At 70.0% G+C, this 17,513-nt stretch carries 15 protein-coding genes and 1 pseudogene; 8 read left to right on the top strand and 8 right to left on the bottom strand.

Going from position 1 to position 17,513, the window contains the following annotated elements:
* The first annotated feature begins 163 nt into the window (after nt 1–163).
* The 3 genes and pseudogenes from H0X91_RS14030 to H0X91_RS35320 all read left to right on the top strand — a co-directional run.
* Nucleotides 164–604, top strand: a complete 441-nt coding sequence (locus tag H0X91_RS14030; protein WP_006484698.1) for a MarR family winged helix-turn-helix transcriptional regulator — start codon at nt 164–166, stop codon at nt 602–604.
* A gap of 56 nt (nt 605–660) precedes the next feature.
* Nucleotides 661–1,173 (top strand): tetratricopeptide repeat protein, encoded by a 513-nt coding sequence (locus tag H0X91_RS34970; RefSeq protein ID WP_230877941.1) that lies wholly within the window; start codon nt 661–663, stop codon nt 1,171–1,173.
* Nucleotides 1,174–1,185: 12 nt separating this feature from the next.
* Nucleotides 1,186–1,731, top strand: a pseudogene (locus H0X91_RS35320) (tetratricopeptide repeat protein); the annotation flags it as partial.
* Nucleotides 1,732–1,787: 56 nt separating this feature from the next.
* Here the strand turns inward: H0X91_RS35320 and H0X91_RS14020 are convergent.
* Nucleotides 1,788–2,285: a DUF2938 domain-containing protein gene (locus H0X91_RS14020; RefSeq protein WP_196433095.1), complete on the bottom strand. Its 498-nt coding sequence runs from the start codon at nt 2,283–2,285 to the stop codon at nt 1,788–1,790.
* 139 nt (nt 2,286–2,424) lie between these two features.
* Between H0X91_RS14020 and H0X91_RS14015 the strand changes: the two genes are divergently transcribed.
* On the top strand, nt 2,425–2,853 hold the full coding sequence (locus tag H0X91_RS14015) for a helix-turn-helix domain-containing protein (protein ID WP_006484694.1): 429 nt from the start codon (nt 2,425–2,427) through the stop codon (nt 2,851–2,853).
* 154 nt (nt 2,854–3,007) lie between these two features.
* Here the strand turns inward: H0X91_RS14015 and H0X91_RS14010 are convergent, their stop codons facing one another.
* Nucleotides 3,008–3,889: a helix-hairpin-helix domain-containing protein gene (locus H0X91_RS14010; RefSeq protein ID WP_124632801.1), complete on the bottom strand. Its 882-nt coding sequence runs from the start codon at nt 3,887–3,889 to the stop codon at nt 3,008–3,010.
* 182 nt (nt 3,890–4,071) lie between these two features.
* Complete coding sequence (locus H0X91_RS14005; RefSeq protein ID WP_006484701.1) at nt 4,072–5,598, bottom strand: sigma-70 family RNA polymerase sigma factor; 1,527 nt, start codon at nt 5,596–5,598, stop codon at nt 4,072–4,074.
* 297 nt (nt 5,599–5,895) lie between these two features.
* Here H0X91_RS14005 and H0X91_RS14000 point away from each other — a divergent pair, with 297 nt between their 5' ends.
* Entirely contained in the window at nt 5,896–6,318 is a 423-nt protein-coding gene (locus H0X91_RS14000; RefSeq protein ID WP_058902999.1) for a hypothetical protein, read from the top strand.
* A gap of 33 nt (nt 6,319–6,351) precedes the next feature.
* Entirely contained in the window at nt 6,352–7,215 is an 864-nt protein-coding gene (locus tag H0X91_RS13995) for an SH3 domain-containing protein (protein WP_048985790.1), read from the top strand.
* A gap of 120 nt (nt 7,216–7,335) precedes the next feature.
* Here the strand turns inward: H0X91_RS13995 and ilvD are convergent, their stop codons facing one another.
* The 5 genes from ilvD to H0X91_RS13970 all read right to left on the bottom strand — a co-directional run bounded on the left by ilvD (nt 7,336) and on the right by H0X91_RS13970 (nt 14,945).
* Nucleotides 7,336–9,195, bottom strand: coding sequence for a dihydroxy-acid dehydratase (gene ilvD / locus H0X91_RS13990; protein ID WP_012493271.1), 1,860 nt, complete (start codon nt 9,193–9,195; stop codon nt 7,336–7,338).
* A gap of 300 nt (nt 9,196–9,495) precedes the next feature.
* Nucleotides 9,496–10,518 carry an Ldh family oxidoreductase gene (locus tag H0X91_RS13985; RefSeq protein WP_006495060.1) on the bottom strand — a complete coding sequence of 341 codons (1,023 nt, stop codon included), beginning with the start codon at nt 10,516–10,518 and terminating at the stop codon, nt 9,496–9,498.
* Entirely contained in the window at nt 10,511–12,103 is a 1,593-nt protein-coding gene (locus H0X91_RS13980) for an aldehyde dehydrogenase (NADP(+)) (RefSeq protein ID WP_196433094.1), read from the bottom strand. The genes H0X91_RS13985 and H0X91_RS13980 overlap by 8 nt, the downstream gene beginning before the upstream one ends.
* A 70-nt stretch (nt 12,104–12,173) precedes the next feature.
* Nucleotides 12,174–13,799, bottom strand: a complete 1,626-nt coding sequence (locus tag H0X91_RS13975; protein WP_196433093.1) for an APC family permease — start codon at nt 13,797–13,799, stop codon at nt 12,174–12,176.
* 225 nt (nt 13,800–14,024) lie between these two features.
* A complete protein-coding gene (locus tag H0X91_RS13970; protein WP_006484863.1) occupies nt 14,025–14,945 on the bottom strand; it encodes a dihydrodipicolinate synthase family protein in 921 nt (306 codons plus the stop codon).
* 251 nt (nt 14,946–15,196) lie between these two features.
* Here H0X91_RS13970 and H0X91_RS13965 point away from each other — a divergent pair, with 251 nt between their 5' ends.
* On the top strand, nt 15,197–16,129 hold the full coding sequence (locus H0X91_RS13965) for a 4-hydroxyproline epimerase (RefSeq protein WP_006484864.1): 933 nt from the start codon (nt 15,197–15,199) through the stop codon (nt 16,127–16,129).
* Nucleotides 16,126–17,253 (top strand): NAD(P)/FAD-dependent oxidoreductase, encoded by a 1,128-nt coding sequence (locus H0X91_RS13960; RefSeq protein ID WP_058903005.1) that lies wholly within the window; start codon nt 16,126–16,128, stop codon nt 17,251–17,253. The genes H0X91_RS13965 and H0X91_RS13960 overlap by 4 nt, the downstream gene beginning before the upstream one ends.
* The last annotated feature ends 260 nt before the right edge of the window (nt 17,254–17,513 follow it).

Raw genomic sequence — 17,513 nt, 5'->3', positions numbered from 1 at the left:
AGGCGGGGGCGTCGGCGGCGGGGTTCAAGCGGGTGTCTCCGTGGGGCGGTCGCCGTGGGCGGCGATCCGGTATGGCGCAAATTATAAGCACGCTTATTATATAGCCGCTTATCGCCAGGTCGGGAGCCGCAGGCCGGTTCCGGCTTGACCCTATAATCGCCGCATGGACAAGACCTACGAGAACCGGATCGGTTACCTGATCGCCGACGTGGCGCGCCTGAACGGGCGTCTGTTCGACCGGCGCGCGAAGCGCATCGGGCTGACGCGGGCGCAAAGCCGCGTGCTCGCGTACCTGACGTGGAAGGGCGAGATGAACCAGGCGCGGCTCGCCGAATGGCTCGAGATCACGCCGATCTCGCTCACGCGGCTGCTCGACCGGATGGAAAGCTATGGCTGGATCGAACGCATGGCGAACGACGACGACCGCCGTGCGTTCGTGATCCGGTTGACCGACAAGTCGCGCGAGATCTTTCCGCAGATGCTGGAAGTGGGCGATACCGTCGCCGACGACGGCCTGCGCGGCTTCACGCCCGACGAGCGCGAGACGCTGGTGCGGCTGCTCGGGCGCGTGCGGCGCAACCTGATCGACTGCGGCGGCGAATGACGCGGGCGCCCGGTCGGGCGCACCGCTTGCAACCACAAAAAAGAGAACACCGAGAGATGATCCAGGCCCGACGAATCGGCCGGAAGGCCGGTATTGCGATCCTGATCGCGCTCGCAGTCGCACTGATCCTCGGGGTCGGCATCGTCTGGCTCGGGCACGACGATGCGCCCGCGGCCTTTGACGCGGCGATGGAGAAGGCGAAGCGCGGCGACCTGGACGGCGAATTCGACGTCGCGCTGATGTACGAGCACGGCGACGGCGTCGAGCAGAATCCCGCCGAAGCCGCGAAATGGTATCGGCGGGCCGCCGACCAGGGCGATGCGGCCTCGCAGAACAACCTCGGTACGCTGTACGAAACCGGCGTCGGCGTCGAGCAAAGCCGGGCGGAGGCCGTGAACTGGTATCGGCGTGCGGCCGCACAGGGCCACGGCAATGCGTTGTGCAATCTCGGTCGCGCATACGAGCACGGCGAAGGCGCGCCGCAGGATAGTGCGGAAGCAGTGCGGCTTTACCGGCGTGCGGCCGAACAGGGCCTGCCCAGGGGGCAACTGTATCTGGGGTTGATGTAGGACGCCGGGACCGGCGTGCCGCAGGATGCCGCGGAAGCCGCCAAATGGTATCGACGCGCGGCGGATCAGGGCGATCCGCAGGCGCAGAACGCCCTCGGCTACCTGTACGACAGCGGGCGCGGTGTGAAGCAGAGCGACACCGACGCATTCAACTGGTATCGACTCGCCGCGGAGCAGGGCTACGCGAACGCGCAGAACAATCTCGGGCTGATGTACGAGAACGGGCAGGGCGTGCGCCAGGACGACGTCGAAGCGGTGAAATGGTATCGGCTGGCCGCGGCCCAGGGTGTCGCGACCTCGCTGTTCCGGCTGGGCGTGCAGTACTACGCGGGTGGCGGTGCCGGGCACGATCCGATCGCCGCGAACGCGCTGCTGGGCCTGGCTGCCGCCGCCGGCGAGACGCGCGCTCAGGCGTACCTCGATCAGGGCGCGAAGCTCACCGCGCCGGCCGATATCGAGAAGGCCGCCCGGCTAAGGGCCGAGATGAGCCGGCCGGGCAACCTGCTCGACGCGCTCGATCGCTACGAGGACACGGCGCAGCGCGGCGACGGCGGCTGATCTCGTCGGTTTGCTGGAGACGGACAGGCGCGGCTGGGGATACGCCGGCGCGCAGCTCAACGGGTCAGCGCCGCGAGCAGGTACGCCGCGAGATACAGCCCCACCCCGTACGACAGATGCGTGACGAGGCTGCTCCGGCGCGCGACGCCCGGTTGCGGCGTGCGTGACGCCGCGATGCCGAAGCCGAACGCCGGCTGCATCACGAAGAACGGGGCGACCACGCTCGCGAGCCCGGCGACGAGTGCGGGAAGCGGCGTCGGCGCATCGATCCACGTCGGGCCGGCGATCAGCACGGGCAGTGCCGCGAACGCGATGCCGATCGCGTAATGCGCGATCCAGCCGAGCGCGCGTTCGCCGGCCACTGGGGCAGCGGTGCTGATCGACGCATGGCGGAACCGGCCGTGCGTCATGTGGCCGAGCCAGCGGCCGACCAGCGCGTAGTCGAGCGACGGAATGCCGAACGCACGCCGTCGGAACAGCGTCCACAGGTCCATCAGGAGCGTGGCGCCCGCGCCGATCAACAGCAGCTTGAGCAGGACGTCGGACGGGCTCATCGCGCACCTCCGCAGCGAGCGATGACGGCGATGCGGCACGGCGGAATGCGACGCGGGTTCAACGGTTTCATGGCGGTCCGGCTTGTCTTGATGGAGTCGAGCGACTATCTTGCAACTTCAAGTGAACTTGAGGTCAAGCATGGGCCGACTGGACATTGCGGACGTCGCGCGGCGCACGGGATTGCCCGCATCGACGCTGCGCTACTACGAGGAAAAAGGGCTGATCGTTCCGATCGGCCGGCACGGGCTGCGGCGGCAATACGACGAATCGGTGCTGGAGCGCCTGGCGCTGATCGCGCTCGGTCGGGAGGCCGGTTTTTCCCTCGACGACATCCTCGCGATGGTCGGCGCGCAGGGGCGGCCCGCGATCGACCGCGCGAAGCTCGACGGCAAGGCGGACGAGCTCGACCGCACGATCCGCCGTCTCGGTGCGGTGCGCGATGCGCTGCGGCATGCGGCCGTGTGCCCGGCGGCGAACCATCTCGAATGCCCGTCGTTCCAGAAGCTGTTGCGCATTGCCGCGCATCGTCATCCGGCGCGCCGTGCGAAGGCGGAAGGCGCCGCGTAGCGGCGAGCCTGCGCGAGGCGGGCGGTTCGGTAGCCATGCGACGGAAGGGCGGTGACGTGGTGACGTGGCGGGTTCGACGTACGTGCCGAATCGCGAGACGGCGCTGCCGGTCCGTGCCGCCTTCGACGTCAGCGAAGCGCCGCCGACGCCCGACTCATCCCGCGTAATACACGCGGCATTCCATCTCGCGCCCGCGCACGATCCGCTTGCCGACGAGCGCGCCGTACGTTTCGGTGAACACGGTGCGCTGGTGCTCGCATTGCACCGCGTCGTAGAAATAGAGCGAGACCCAGTCGGTCGGGCGGCCGGCTTCCGGCGTACGCATTGCGGCATGCTGGCTCAGCACCGTGAAATGCCAGCCGCCTTTCGTCATGTGCATCACCGGCGGCGGCACGTAACCGTCCGCGTTCAGGCGCCGGTGCGCGAGCGTCGGCAGTACGCCGGCGGCCGCCTTGTTGCGGTACTGGCGATCGATGTAAAGCAGCAGTTCGACGGGCGGCTCCGTGCCGGGGCCGGCGCTTTGCATGTGGCCTTGCCAGCGGCGGCGCCGGCTCAGCACGTCGTCGAGCGCGGCGCGGATGCCGACCGCGCGCCGCGGGCCGACGCCCGCGATCGTTTCGAGCTGGCCGTTGCGGGCCGCGCGTTCGAGCTCCTCCAGCGTGTCGATGTGCAGCGCGTCATGAATGCGCAGCGCGAGCGCGTGGCCGATGCCCGGCACCGCTTCGAATGCGGACACGCGTTCGGCGTCGCCGCGCAAGCGGTCGAGCTGGCGCCAGCGTCCCGTGACCAGCAGCTCGGCGATCGCCTGCGCGACGCCCGTGCCGATGTCGGGCAGCGCGCCGAGTGCCTCGACGCCGCCGGAGTCGAATACGCTGCGGATGTCGCGGTCGAGCGCGTCGACCGTATCGGCCGCGGCGCGGTAAGCGGCGACCCGGTACGGGTTCGCGCCCTGGTCGACGAGCCATTGCGCGGCCTCGCGCAGGCAGGCCGCGACAGGCCGGTTTTCCTCGTACGTCTGGCTGACGGTCGACTGCATGGCAAGGGACCCGGAAAGCACAAACGGAATGGACGCGGCGAGCGATGCGCCGGTCGGCTGTCAATCATTGTCGCGACGCGCGATGAAGAAAACTTGATGCGCGTCAATGGCAAACGTAACACAGGCACGCAGCGCACGGTCGTGCCGGAACGCGGCATGACCGTGCACCGCGCGCGATGCGGTTACGCGTCGAGAAACGACTGCGCGTTCTCGGCCTCGGCGGCCGTGCGCAGCGCGGCGAGCGCCCGTTTCTCGATCTGTCGCACGCGCTCGCGCGACATCCCCGCATCCTGCGCGATCGCGTCGTAGGTGTCGGGCTCGGCGCCGCCGAGGCCGAACCGCCGGCGCAGCACGTCGGCCTCGGTCGGCGTGACCGACCGCAGCAGCGACCGCACGCAGTCGCGCATGCGCGTGTCGGCCAGTTGCTCGAACGGGCTGGCCGATGCCTGGTCCTCGATCAGTTCGACGAGGCCGGTGTCCGCGTCCGGCAGCGGCGTGTCGAGCGAGACCGGCTCGGCGGGCAGCGCGAGCACCGCGCGCAGCTTGTCTTCGGCGAGGCCGGTTTCGGCCGCGAGCTCGGCCGGCGTGGCGCGGCGGCCCGTGCGCTGCCGAAAGCGCAGCGCATGCCGCTGCACGCGCTGGTACTGGTCGCCGACGTGCACCGGCACGCGGATCGTACGCGAGCGATCCGCGACCGCGCGCGCGATCGCCTGGCGAATCCACCAGGTCGCATAGGTCGAGAACTTGAACCCGCGCCGGTATTCGAATTTCTCGATCGCGCGCATCAGGCCGAGGCAGCCGTCCTGCACGAGGTCGGACAGGTCGACGCCGCGGTTCAGGTACTTGCGCGCGATCGACAGCACGAGCCGCAGGTTCGCCTCGAGCATCGCCCGCGTCGCGTCGCGCACCTTCTGCTGGCCGTCGCTCAGCGCGGCAGCAAGCGCGCGCCGTGCAACCGCATCGAAGCACGCCGCGTCGCCTGCCGACGGATCATGCGGGGCGGCCGCGAGCGCGCGCACGACACGGCTCGCGTCGTCGACGGCCGGCGCGACCCACGCGAGCGAACCGAGCAGCGCGGCCACGTGGTTGCGTGCGTCGCGGTATTCGGCCGAACGGGTGCCATGCGCATGCACTGCCTCGCGCAGCGCCGACGCCGCTGCCTGCAGCGTGTCGTAGCGGGCGGGCACGGGCGCGTCGGCGTCGTCGTCATCGGGCGAGCCGGTCGTGCCCGTCGCGCGATGACGCTCGAGCAGCGCGTCGACCGCGGGCGGATAGCCGGCGATCGCGTGCAGCACCTGATGGCGGCCCGTCTCGATCTCGCGGGCGAGCACGATTTCGCCTTCGCGCGTGAGCAGCGGCACCGCGTGCATGCGCCGCATGTAGAGCGCGAGCGGATCGGTCGACGCGCTCGTGCCGCGCGCGAGGTCGCCGAGCATGGCCCGGCCTTCGTCGAGCGCGTCGCGGTCGACCTCGACCGGCGCCGCGCCGGCGAACGGCGCGGGCACGGCCGGCTCGTCGAGTACCGCGATGCCGATGTCGGCCAGCGCGGCGCGCACGACATCGAGCGCGTCGGGGCTGTCGCTTTCGGGCGGCAGCGCGTCGACGAGGTCGGCGTGCGTCAGATAACCCTGCTCGCCGGCGAGCGCCAGCAGCTGGATGATCGGATCGAGCGGTGTGTCCGCCCGGGGAGTGGGGCGTGGCGTAGTCATGTCGATGGCGGCGCGAGCCGCGTTCCTGTCTGGGGCGGGCCGAAGCTCGCCGGTTTGCGGTTGCCGGTGGGTCGCGGACGCCCGTCCGCGCCGGTCAGCCGACATCGTTCAAGTTGAGGGCATTTGCGCCAACTTCAACGCCGGCGCCGCGGACGGGCCAGCACGCGGCGTGCCCGCCCTGCCGTCCAGGGCAGGAAACAAAAAGTAACGGATCATACGCGCGGAAATCTGCAGGGGACGTAAGCTAGAGTCAGGCGCGCGCCCGGCGGCGACGCGCGGATTCTGCCGGAGTACGAGATGAACCCGATTTCCGCCGCGAGGCCCGCCGTCGTCGCGCTGGCCGCCCTGGCGCTTGGCGGCTGCTACTACACGAGCCCGTACGGTTATGCACCTTATTACGCGCCGGTGCCCGCCACGGTGACGCAGCGCGAGATTCCGGCCGCACCGACCGCGCCCGGCCCGGCCGCGTCGACCGTGCCCCAGGCAGAAGTCGACGCCGGCCCGGCAGTGCCCGTGTATGTCGCGCCGGCCTACGTGCCGCCGCCGTATCCGTACGCTTACCCGGCGTACTACTCCGGCTGGTACGGGCCGCCCGTGACGATCGGCTTCTGGGGCCGCTGGGGCGGCGGCTACTGGGGCGGCCGCGGCGGGTACTGGCATCGGCCGTGGGGCGGTGGACATTGGGGTGGCGGCCACTGGGGCGGCGGCCATCGGCACTGACCGGCGCGCGGCGACGTTGCGCGGGAGAGCATCATGAGGAACACGATTGTCCGAAGTCTGTGCGTCGTCCTGGCCGGCCTCGCGGCCGCGCCGGGCGTCGCCGATGCGCAGAGCAGCGCTTACACGAATTCGCCGGCCGAGCTGTTTGCCGGGCCGGCGCCCGATTATCCGGTGGTCGCGCAGATTCCGCCCGGCACCGCGCTCGACGTCTTCGGTTGCCTGAGCGACTACACGTGGTGCGACGTCGCCCTGCCGGGCGTGCGCGGCTGGATCGATGCGCAGTTGCTCGACTATCCGTACCAGGGCAGCTACGTGCCGCTGCTCGAATACGGCGCGATCATCGGCGTGCCGGTGACCGGGTTCGCGATCGGCGCGTACTGGGATCGCTATTACCGGCATCGCCCGTGGTATCCCGACCGCGATCGTTGGGCGCATCGTGCGGAGCCGAGGCTCGGCCCCGGCGGCATGCCGCCGGCGCAAGGGCGTCCGCAACCGGGCGCGCCGCTGCAGGTCGCGCCGGGCGGCCCGCCGCCCGTGCATGACACGCGGCCGTCGGCCACGCGTGGCGGCTGGAATGGCGCGAACCGCGTGCCGCCGCCGGCTGCGCCGACGCCGGCGCCCACGCCGATGCCGGGCGGGATGGGTAATGCGCGCCCGGCCAGCCCGGCAGCGCCGACGCCGATGCCGGGCGGAGCGGGTAATGCGCGTCCGGCCAATCCGCCGCCGGCCGTGCTGCACCCGTCGCCCGCACCGGGCGGCGAGGGCCGCACGATGCCTCAGCCCGCGCGCCAGGGCGGCTGGGGTGGCGGCGGTTATGCGCGGCCGCAAGGCGGCGGAAACGGCGGGGGCAACCACGGCGGCGGCGGAGGTGGCGGTCCCGACGAACTCCGTCACTGATGGCGTCGGTGACGCGGATTTTCCCGGTGCCAGACGAAAAAAAGCCGCTCCGGAGAGCGGCTTTTTGACTGGGCAAGCGCGGCGGGGCAAGACGCTACCGGTCGCCCGTCGCATGCGTCGTCAGTCGTCGAGCAGCGACAGATCGCGCACGGCGCCCTTGTCGGCCGACATGACCAGCTTCGCGTATGCCTTCAGCGCGGCGGACACCTTGCGCGGACGCGGCTGCGCCGGCTTCCAGCCCTTCGCGTTCTGCTCTTCGCGGCGGCGCGCCAGTTCCTCGTCCGACACCAGCACGTCGATCGTGCGGTTCGGAATGTCGATGCGGATCCGGTCGCCGTCGCGCACGAGGCCGATCGCGCCGCCCGCTGCCGCTTCCGGCGAGCAGTGGCCGATCGACAGGCCCGACGTACCGCCCGAGAACCGGCCGTCCGTCAGCAGCGCGCACGCCTTGCCGAGCCCCTTCGACTTGATGTAGCTGGTCGGGTAGAGCATTTCCTGCATGCCCGGGCCGCCCTTCGGGCCTTCGTAGCGCACGATCACCACGTCGCCGGCCTTGACCTTGTCGTTCAGGATGTTCTCGACCGCTTCGTCCTGCGATTCGGTCACATGAGCGGAGCCTTCGAACACGAGGATGCTCTCGTCGACGCCGGCCGTCTTCACGACGCAGCCGTCGAGCGCGATGTTGCCCGTCAGCACCGCGAGGCCGCCTTCCTTCGAGAACGCATGCTCGTACGAGCGGATGCAGCCTTCGGCGCGGTCGAGATCGAGGCTCGGCCAGCGCGTGTTCTGGCTGAACGCGACCTGCGTCGGGATGCCGGCCGGGCCGGCCAGGTAGAACGTGCGGACCGCGTCGTCCTGCGTGAGGACGATGTCCCATTGGTCGAGCGCGTCCTTCAGCGTCGGCGCGTGGACGGTCGGCACGTCGGTGTGCAGCTTGCCGGCGCGCTCGAGCTCGCCGAGGATCGCCATGATGCCGCCTGCGCGGTGGACGTCCTCGATGTGGTACTTGTTCGTGTTCGGCGCGACCTTGCACAGCTGCGGCACGGTGCGCGACAGGCGGTCGATGTCCTTCATCGTGAAGTCGATGCCGGCTTCCTGCGCGATCGCGAGCAGGTGCAGGATCGTGTTGGTCGAGCCGCCCATCGCGATGTCGAGCGTCATCGCGTTCTCGAACGCCTTGAAGCCGACCGAGCGCGGCAGCACGCGTTCGTCGTCCTGCTCGTAGTGCTGGCGCGTCAGTTCGACGATACGGCGGCCGGCGCGCTTGAACAGTTGTTCGCGATCGGCGTGCGTGGCGACCACCGTGCCGTTGCCGGGCAGCGACAGGCCGAGCGCTTCGGTCAGGCAGTTCATCGAGTTCGCGGTGAACATGCCCGAGCACGAGCCGCAGGTCGGGCAGGCCGAGCGTTCGACTTCGGCGACGTCGGCGTCCGAATACGACTGGTCGGCCGCGATCACCATCGCGTCGACGAGGTCGAGCTTCTTCAGTTCGACGGTCTTGGTGACCGGGTTCGCGAGGCGCGTCTTGCCGGCTTCCATCGGGCCGCCCGACACGAAGATCACCGGAATGTTGAGGCGCATCGCGGCCATCAGCATCCCCGGCGTGATCTTGTCGCAGTTCGAGATGCACACCATCGCGTCCGCGCAGTGCGCGTTCACCATGTATTCGACCGAGTCGGCGATGATGTCGCGGCTCGGCAGCGAGTACAGCATGCCGTCGTGGCCCATCGCGATGCCGTCGTCGACCGCGATCGTGTTGAATTCCTTCGCGACGCCGCCGGCGGCCTCGATCTCGCGCGCGACGAGCTGGCCGAGATCCTTCAGGTGCACGTGCCCGGGCACGAATTGCGTGAACGAGTTGACGACCGCGATGATCGGCTTCGAGAAATCGTCGTCTTTCATGCCGGTGGCGCGCCACAGCGAGCGCGCACCTGCCATGTTGCGGCCGGCGGTAGAGGTTTTGGAGCGGTAAGTGGGCATGGTGATGGCTGAAGAAATATCGCGGGAAAAGGGTGGAGGCACGGGAATAAAGGCCTCTCTCGCGCCCGTGCGAACAACCTCTTGAGCTGCGCCCTGGGCAAACTCCGCGATTATCCCACAGCCGACGGGCCTGCGGCGCCGGGAGCGGGCGGGCGGCGGGGGCGTGAGCCGGGCAGCGACCGCGTGCGCCAAGCGCGCCGGGCCCGAAACGGGACGCAGGCCATCTTCAGCGCAGCCGGACGGCGGCTTCCTCGCCCGTCCTGGCGACGATGAAGCCGCGCCGTGCCGCTCGAGCGTGCGTCAGTCGAGCAGCGTCAGGATCTCGTCGTACAGCGGCTTCGGAATCCGCACGCCGTTCGCGATGCTGCGCGCGCGGGCGTCGAAGCGTCGTTGCGACGGCAGCCGCGCGCCCTGCGCGACGATCGATTCGAACATCCGCTCGCCGCGCGCGAGCCCCGTGTCGAGCTCGTCGCCGAGAAATACCTTCGGATCGAACGCGATCACGAGTTCGCCGTGGCACGGCGTCGCGCCGACGCCCTCGTCGAAGTCCATCGATTCCCGGCTCGTCATGTCGCCGATCAGCGCGCCGCCGAGCAGCTCGACCATCGCCGCGAGCGCCGAACCCTTGTGGCCGCCGAACGTGCGCATCGCGCCTTGCAGCGCGGCCTTCGGGTCGGTGGTCGGCTGACCGTCCGCGTCGATCGCCCAGTGCGACGGAATCGCCTTGCCTTGCTTCGCGTGCAGCTCGATGTCGCCGCGCGCGATCGCGCTCGTCGCGAAATCGAACACGAACGGCTCGCCGCCCGGGCGCGGCCACGCGAACGCGATCGGGTTGGTGCCGAACACCGGTTCGCGGCCGCCTTCCGGCGCGACCCAGCTGTGGCTCGGGTTCATCGCGATGCCGACCAGCCCTTCGGCCGCGATCGCCTCGACCTCGGGCCACAGCGCGGAGAAGTGATAGCAGTGGTTGATCGCCATCGCGGCGATGCCGTGCTGCTTCGCCATCTCGACCAGCACGGGCAGCCCGGTTTCGAAGCTCAGCAGCGAGAAGCCGCGATGCGCATCGACCGCGACGATCGACGACGACAGCCGGCGCAGCGTCGGCACGGCTTGCGGATCGACCTTGCCTTTCTTCAGCGACCGCACGCAGACGAGCAGCCGGTACACGCCGTGCGAATGGCATTCGTCGCGCTGGCCCTGCGTGATCACGTTCGCGATGGCGCGCGCATGCGCGTCGGACATCCCGTGGTGCGTCAGCACGCGCAACGCGAGCGCGTGGACTTCATCGAGCGACAGGACGACTTCGGTGGTGTGGTCAGCCATGGTTCACCTCGCGCGGGGCGGGCACGCCGTCGATGCGTTGCGGCACGTGCAGCGGATTGCTGCTGCGGATCGCGTCCGGCAGCAGCGCGTCCGGCACGTCCTGGTACGACACGGGCCGCAGGAAGCGCTCGATCGCGCGCGCGCCGACGGACGTCGTGCGCGTGTCGGACGTCGCTGGGAACGGACCGCCGTGCACCATCGCATGGCCGACCTCGACGCCCGTGCCGAAGCCGTTGACGAGAATGCGGCCGGCCTTGCGTTCGAGCGTCGGACGCAGCGCGGCGAACAGCGCCGCGTCGCCGTCGGCGATGTGTGCGGCGATCGTCAACTGGCCTTCGAGCGATTTCAGCACGCGATGCAGCGTGTCGGTGTCCGGGCAGCGCACGATCAGCGACGCGGGACCGAACACTTCGTCGCGCAATTCGGGGTGGGCGATGAATGCGTCCGCAGAGGTTGCGAGCAGCGCCGCGCGCGCCTGATGGCGGCCGCCTTCGACGCCTTCGGCCAGCAGCGCGACGGCCGAGTGATCGCGCAGCGCCGCGACGCCTTGCGCGTAGCTCGCATGGATGGGCGGTGTCAGCATCGTCTGGGCGGCGACGGCGCGCACGGCGTCGGCCGCTGCGGATTCGAACGCGCGCAGCGCGGGGCCGTCGACCGCCAGCACGAGGCCCGGGTTCGTGCAGAACTGGCCGGCGCCGAGCGTGAGCGACGCGACGAACTGCGGCGCGATCGCATCGTGACGTGCGTCGAGCGCGGCGGGACACAGCAGCACCGGGTTGATCGAGCTCATTTCCGCATAGACGGGGATCGGCTCGGGGCGCGCAGCCGCGATATGCATCAGCGCGACGCCGCCGCGACGCGACCCGGTGAAGCCGACCGCCTTGATGCGCGGATCGGCGACGAGCGCCTGGCCGATCTCGCGCGATGCGTCGAACAGCAGCGAGAACACGCCGGCCGGCATCCCGCATTCGCGCGCGGCCTGCTGGATCGCGCGGCCGACGAGTTCCGACGTGCCCGGATGCGCGGAATGCGCCTTGACGATCACCGGGCAGCCGGCCGCGAGCGCCGACGCCGTGTCGCCGCCGGCCACCGAGAACGCGAGCGGGAAGTTCGACGCGCCGAACACGGCCACTGGCCCGACCGCGACGTTGCGCAGGCGCAGGTCGACGCGCGGCAGCGGCTTGCGTTCGGGGCGCGCCGGGTCGATGCGGGCGTCGAGAAAACCGCCGTCCCGCACGAGCGACGCGAACAGCGCGAGCTGGCCGACCGTGCGGCCGCGTTCGCCTTCGATGCGCGCGCGCGGCAGCTCCGTTTCGACGACGCAGCGCTCGATCAGGTCGTCGCCGAGCGCCATGATGTGGCGGCCGATCGCGTCGAGGAACGCGGCGCGTGCGTCGAGCGACGTTTCGCGATAGGTGTCGAACGCGTCGTCGGCGAGTGCGCACGCCGTTTCCAGATCGTGCAGGCTCGCGCCGCCGAACGCCGGTTCGAGCGGTGCGCCGGTGGCGGCGGCGATCGCATGGAGAGTGCCGTTCTGTCCGGCGACGGCCGACTGGCCGATCAGGAGCTGACCTGTGAGTTGCATGGTTTTCCTCGGAAAAAAGCCGGGCCGGGCGTGCTGCGCCCGGCCGCTGGAAGGGAGAAGGGCGCGCGCGTCAATCCTCGTCGTCGTCGAGTTGCAGCTTGTCGGTGCGCACGCCGGTGTTTGCGCCCCAGTAGTAGATGACGAGCGCGACGGCCGCGACGACGACCGTGTCGTACGGATGCGCGAGCCGGCCCGTGCCGCCGAAGCCGCCGAGATACGACAGCACGATCATCGCCGCATAGAACGCGATCAGCCACGCGGACGAACGCACCTGCTCGGCGAGGCTCAGGTGCGCGGTCGGCACCCAGCGGCGGCACGCGAGATAGATCGCGAACATCACGATCTGCAGGCCGAGCAGCCAGGACACCGTGCTCCAGCCCGACCAGTAGACGATCAACGCGGCGATCACGAACGACGCGGGGCCGGTGAGGCCGAACGCGCTGGCGCGGAACGGCCGCGGCAGGTCGGGCGCGGTGCGGCGCAGCGCGGCGACCGACACCGGGGCGACCGCATAGCTGAGCACCAGCGCGGCCGACACGATGTTGATCAGCGCTTCCCACGACGGGAACGGCAGCGTCCAGAAGATCGCGAGGCCGAACGTGAGCCACAGGCCCGCGCGCGGGATGCCCGACGCTTCGTCGACGCGCGTGAACACCTTGAAGAAGGTGCCCGTCTTCGCCCAGCCGTAGACCACGCGCGGCGTCGCGTTCATGTAGATGTTGCCGCAGCCGCTCGGCGAGATCATCGCGTCGGCGACGACCATCACCGCGAGCCAGCCGACGCCGAGCGCGAGGGCGATGTCGCGGTACGGCAGCGAGAACGCCTTGCTCACGTCGTGCCAGCCTGCGGCGAGCATGGCCGTCGGGATGCTGCCGATGAACGCGAGTTGCAGCAGCACGTAGATCAGCGTCGACAGCAGGATCGACAGGATCAGCGCGATCGGGATCGTGCGCTGCGGATTGCGCACCTCGCTCGCGACCGACACGATCGGCGTGAGCCCGAGATACGCGAAGATGATGCCGCCGGCGGACACGGCCATCTCGATGCCCGGCATGCCGAACGGCGCGAAGCCGTGCACGGTCAGGTTCGCGGGCTTGAAGAACGTGAACAGCACCGCGATCACCGACAGCGGCACGATGAACTTGAAGATGCTGATGATGTTGTTCGCCTTCGCGAACGTCTTCACGCTCGAATAGTTCAGGTAAAAGAAGAAGCAGAGCAGCGCGGCCTGCACGAGCCAGCCGAGCGTGGTGGGGTCGCTCGATCCCTCGACCGTCAGCCCCGGAAACCATGCGGCCGCGTACTGGCGCGCGGCGACGACTTCGATCGCGATCAGGCTCGAGAACGCGATCAGCGTGATGAAGCCCATCAGGTAGCCGAGCAGCGGGCCGTGCGAGAACACCGGGTAGCGCACCACGCCGCCCGCGCGCGGCAGCGCGGCGCCGAGTTCGCAGTAGACGATGCCGAGCAGCAGCACCGCGAAGCCGCCGAGCAGCCACGAGAAGATGCCGGCCGGGCCCGCGATCGTCGACACGTGACTCGCGGCGAACAGCCACCCTGAACCGAAAATGGCGCCGAGACCGATGAACGTGAGATCGGTCAGCGACAGCTGTTTCTTGAACTTGCCGTGACCCGCGCCGGGGGGCGCGGAACGGGAAAGCGGGACAGACGGGTGTGCGTTGCCTTGGCCTGGCATGGGCTTGTCTCCTGGGGAATGTCGGTGCAGGCGCGCGTGGCGCGCTCCGACGGAGCAGCGCGCACGCCTGCCGGCCGGCGTCGCCCGGTTCGAACGACCGGGGCGGGCCGCGGCCCGTTCACCGTCGGCGCGGGCTGGCGCCGGGGCGAGCGGGCCCGCAGGCCATGCCGGACCGCGGACGGCGACGAACAGGGGCAAGCCCGCGCGCCGCCGCAGGGGCGTCGATCAGAGACCGACGTCGGGCAGCGCCGGGCGCGTTTCGAGCGCCTTCGCGACGATGGCCTTCACTTCCGCGAGCGTGTCGCCTTGCAGCGCGAGGCGCGGCGGGCGCGTGATCGCGCTGCCGCGGCCGACCAGCTCTTCGCACAGCTTGATGCACTGCACGAGGTCGGGGCGTGCGTCGAGGTGCAGCAGCGGCATGAACCAGCGATACAGCGCGAGCGCTTCGTCGAAGCGCTTCTGCTTCGCGAGGCGGAACAGCGTCTCGCCTTCCTTCGGGAACGCGTTCGACATGCCCGACACCCAGCCTTCCGCGCCGACCGCGATGCTCTCGACCACGACGTCGTCGAGGCCCGCGAACAGCACGAAGCGATCGCCGACCGCATTGCGCAGGTCGATGAAGCGGCGCGTATCGCCCGACGAATCCTTGAAGCAGACGATGTTCTCGCAATCCTGCAGCGCGATCAGCACGTCGGGCGTCACGTCGTTCTTGTAGATCGGCGGGTTGTTGTAGACCATCACCGGCAGGTCGGTGCTCGTCGCGACCGCGCGGAAGTGCGCGGCGGTTTCGTGCGGCTTCGCCGAGTAGACGAGCGCGGGCATCACCATCACGCCGTCGACGCCGACGCGCTGCGCTTCGCGCACCGTGTTGCGCGCGAATTCGGTCGTGAATTCGGCGATGCCGGCGATCACCGGAATCTTGCCGCCGGCCGCGTCGCGTGCGGCCTCGATGACCTGCAGCTTCTCGCTCGTCGACAGCGACGTGTTTTCGCCGACCGTGCCGCAGACCACGAGGCCCGACACGCCGTCGTTCACCAGGTTCTTGACCACGCGGTGCGTGGCGTCGATGTCGAGGGAAAAGTCCGGCTTGAACTGGGTGCTGACGGCCGGGAAAACCCCGGTCCACTGAATGGCGTTTCGGCTCACTGAAATCTCCTACGTTCGTATCGGTCGGCCGACGGGTGTGTCGGTGTGGCAACCAGTATCGCCGCGCAAACGCCCATCACGCTTGAGTCGTATCGCGGAGCAAAATGACGAAATCGGCACAGCGGCCGGCAGGGGCGGGAGGGGCGCATCGCACTATGCCGATTTCGTCGTCGTCCTCATCGAAAAGCCACAAGCGGACGGACGCGCGACGGAGGAAGCTATGCTCCTTTCCCCACTTCGGACGGCTCATGATGAAGCGCATCCAGATCATCGATTCGCACACGGGCGGCGAACCCACTCGGCTCGTTGTGTCCGGCTTTCCGTCGCTCGGCGACGGCACGATGGCCGAGCGGCGCGACGTGCTCGCGCGCGAGCACGATCGTTACCGCACCGCGTGCATCCTCGAGCCGCGCGGCAGCGACGTGCTGGTCGGCGCGCTGCTGTGCGACCCGGTAGCGCCCGACGCGGCGGCCGGCGTGATCTTCTTCAACAATAGCGGCTATCTCGGGATGTGCGGGCACGGCACGATCGGCGTCGTGCGCACGCTGCATCACATGGGACGCATCGCGCCGGGCGTGCACAGGATCGAGACGCCGGTCGGCACCGTCGAGGCGACGCTGCACGACGACCTGTCGGTCAGCGTGCGCAACGTGCCCGCGTATCGCCACGCGCAGGGCGTCGCGCTCGACGTGCCGGGATACGGCCCCGTGAAGGGCGACATCGCGTGGGGCGGCAACTGGTTCTTCCTGATCAGCGACCACGGGCAGCGCGTCGCCGGCGACAACGTCGCGGCGCTCACCGCGTATGCGTCGGCCGTGCGCGAAGGGCTCGAACGCGCGGGCATCACCGGCGCGAACGGCGGCGAGATCGACCACATCGAGCTGTTCGCCGACGATCCCGAGCACGACAGCCGCAGCTTCGTGCTGTGCCCGGGCCTCGCGTACGACCGTTCGCCGTGCGGCACCGGCACGAGCGCGAAGCTCGCGTGCCTCGCGGCCGACGGCAAGCTCGCACCGGGCGCCGTGTGGCGGCAGGCGAGCGTGATCGGCAGCGTGTTTCACGCGAGCTACGAGCGGGCCGACGGCGGCATCGTGCCGACGATTCGCGGCAGCGCGCACCTGAGCGCGGAAGCGACGCTGCTGATCGAGGAAGACGATCCGTTCGGCTGGGGCATCGGGTCGTGAGCGAAACGAAGACCGACGTCGTCGTGATCGGCGCCGGCATCGTCGGCGCAGCGTGCGCGCACGAACTCGCGCAGCGCGGGTTGCGCGTGCTCGTCGTCGACGACGCGAGCGGCGGCGCGACCGGCGCGGGCATGGGACACCTCGTCGCGATGGACGACAACGCGGCGGAGCTCGCGCTGAGCCATTACTCGATCGAACTGTGGCGCGCGTTGAGCGGCGAGATGCCCGACGGCTGCGCATACCGCAACTGCGGCACGCTGTGGCTCGCGGCCGATGCGCACGAGATGGATCTGGCGCGCGCGAAGCAGGCGACGCTCGCCGCGCACGGCGTGGCCGGCGAGCTGATCGACGCGGCGGCGCTCGCGCAACTGGAGCCGATGCTGCGCGCGGGCCTCGGCGGCGCGCTGAAGATTCCGGGCGACGCGATTCTCTACGCACCCGTCACCGCGAACTGGCTGCTGCAGCGCACGCCGCGCGTCACGGTGCGCCGCGAGCGGGCCGTCGCGGTCGATGGCCCGAGCGTGACGCTCGCAAGCGGCGACGTGCTGCGCGCGGAGCGCGTGGTGGTCGCGAACGGCGTCGCGGCGCGTACGCTGCTGCCCGAATTGCCGCTGCGCCCGAAAAAGGGGCATCTGCTGATTACCGACCGCTATCCGGGCCACGTGTCGCACCAGCTCGTCGAGCTGGGCTATGCGGCGAGCGCGCACGCGAGCGACGGCACGTCGGTCGCGTTCAACGTGCAGCCGCGGCCGACCGGTCAGTTGCTGATCGGCTCGTCGCGCCAGTTCGACACCGAGGACGCGCAGGTCGAGCCGCCCGTGCTCGCGCGCATGCTGCGCCGCGCGGTCGGCTATCTGCCGGCGCTGGCCGACCTGAACGGCATCCGCGCCTGGACCGGCTTTCGCTCCGCGAGTCCCGACGGCCTGCCGCTGCTTGGCGAGCATCCGGCGCGGCCGGGCGTATGGCTCGCGGTCGGGCACGAAGGGCTCGGCGTGACGACCGCGCCGGGCAGCGCGCGGCTCGTCGCCGCGCTGATGGCCGGCGAGCGGCCGCCCATCGAGATCGAACCGTATTTGCCGGGACGCTTCCTGACCGCGTCCCCCGTAGCTGGAGCGCTGACATGAAACGACCCCCACGCTTACTTCGTTCGCCGTCGGCCGGCGTTGGCGCTTCAGCGCTTACGCCGGTCCCATGCAAGGCGCCCCCGGCGCGGGCCGTCAGCCGCCCACGGCCGGCTTTGCAAAGCCGGCCGGCTACGCAGGCGCAGAGCGATGCGCTGCGAATTCCCTGCTACGCCCTTGCGGCGGCCCGGTGGAGGCTGAGATGAAACGACCCCCACGCTCACTTTGTTCGCTGCCCCCCGCGGGGGCGGTCAGCCTCCTTG

It is taken from the genome of Burkholderia sp. 9777_1386, assembly GCF_015712265.1.
Taxonomy (GTDB): domain Bacteria; phylum Pseudomonadota; class Gammaproteobacteria; order Burkholderiales; family Burkholderiaceae; genus Burkholderia; species Burkholderia cenocepacia.
This window is presented reverse-complemented; position numbering and strand designations above follow the sequence as displayed.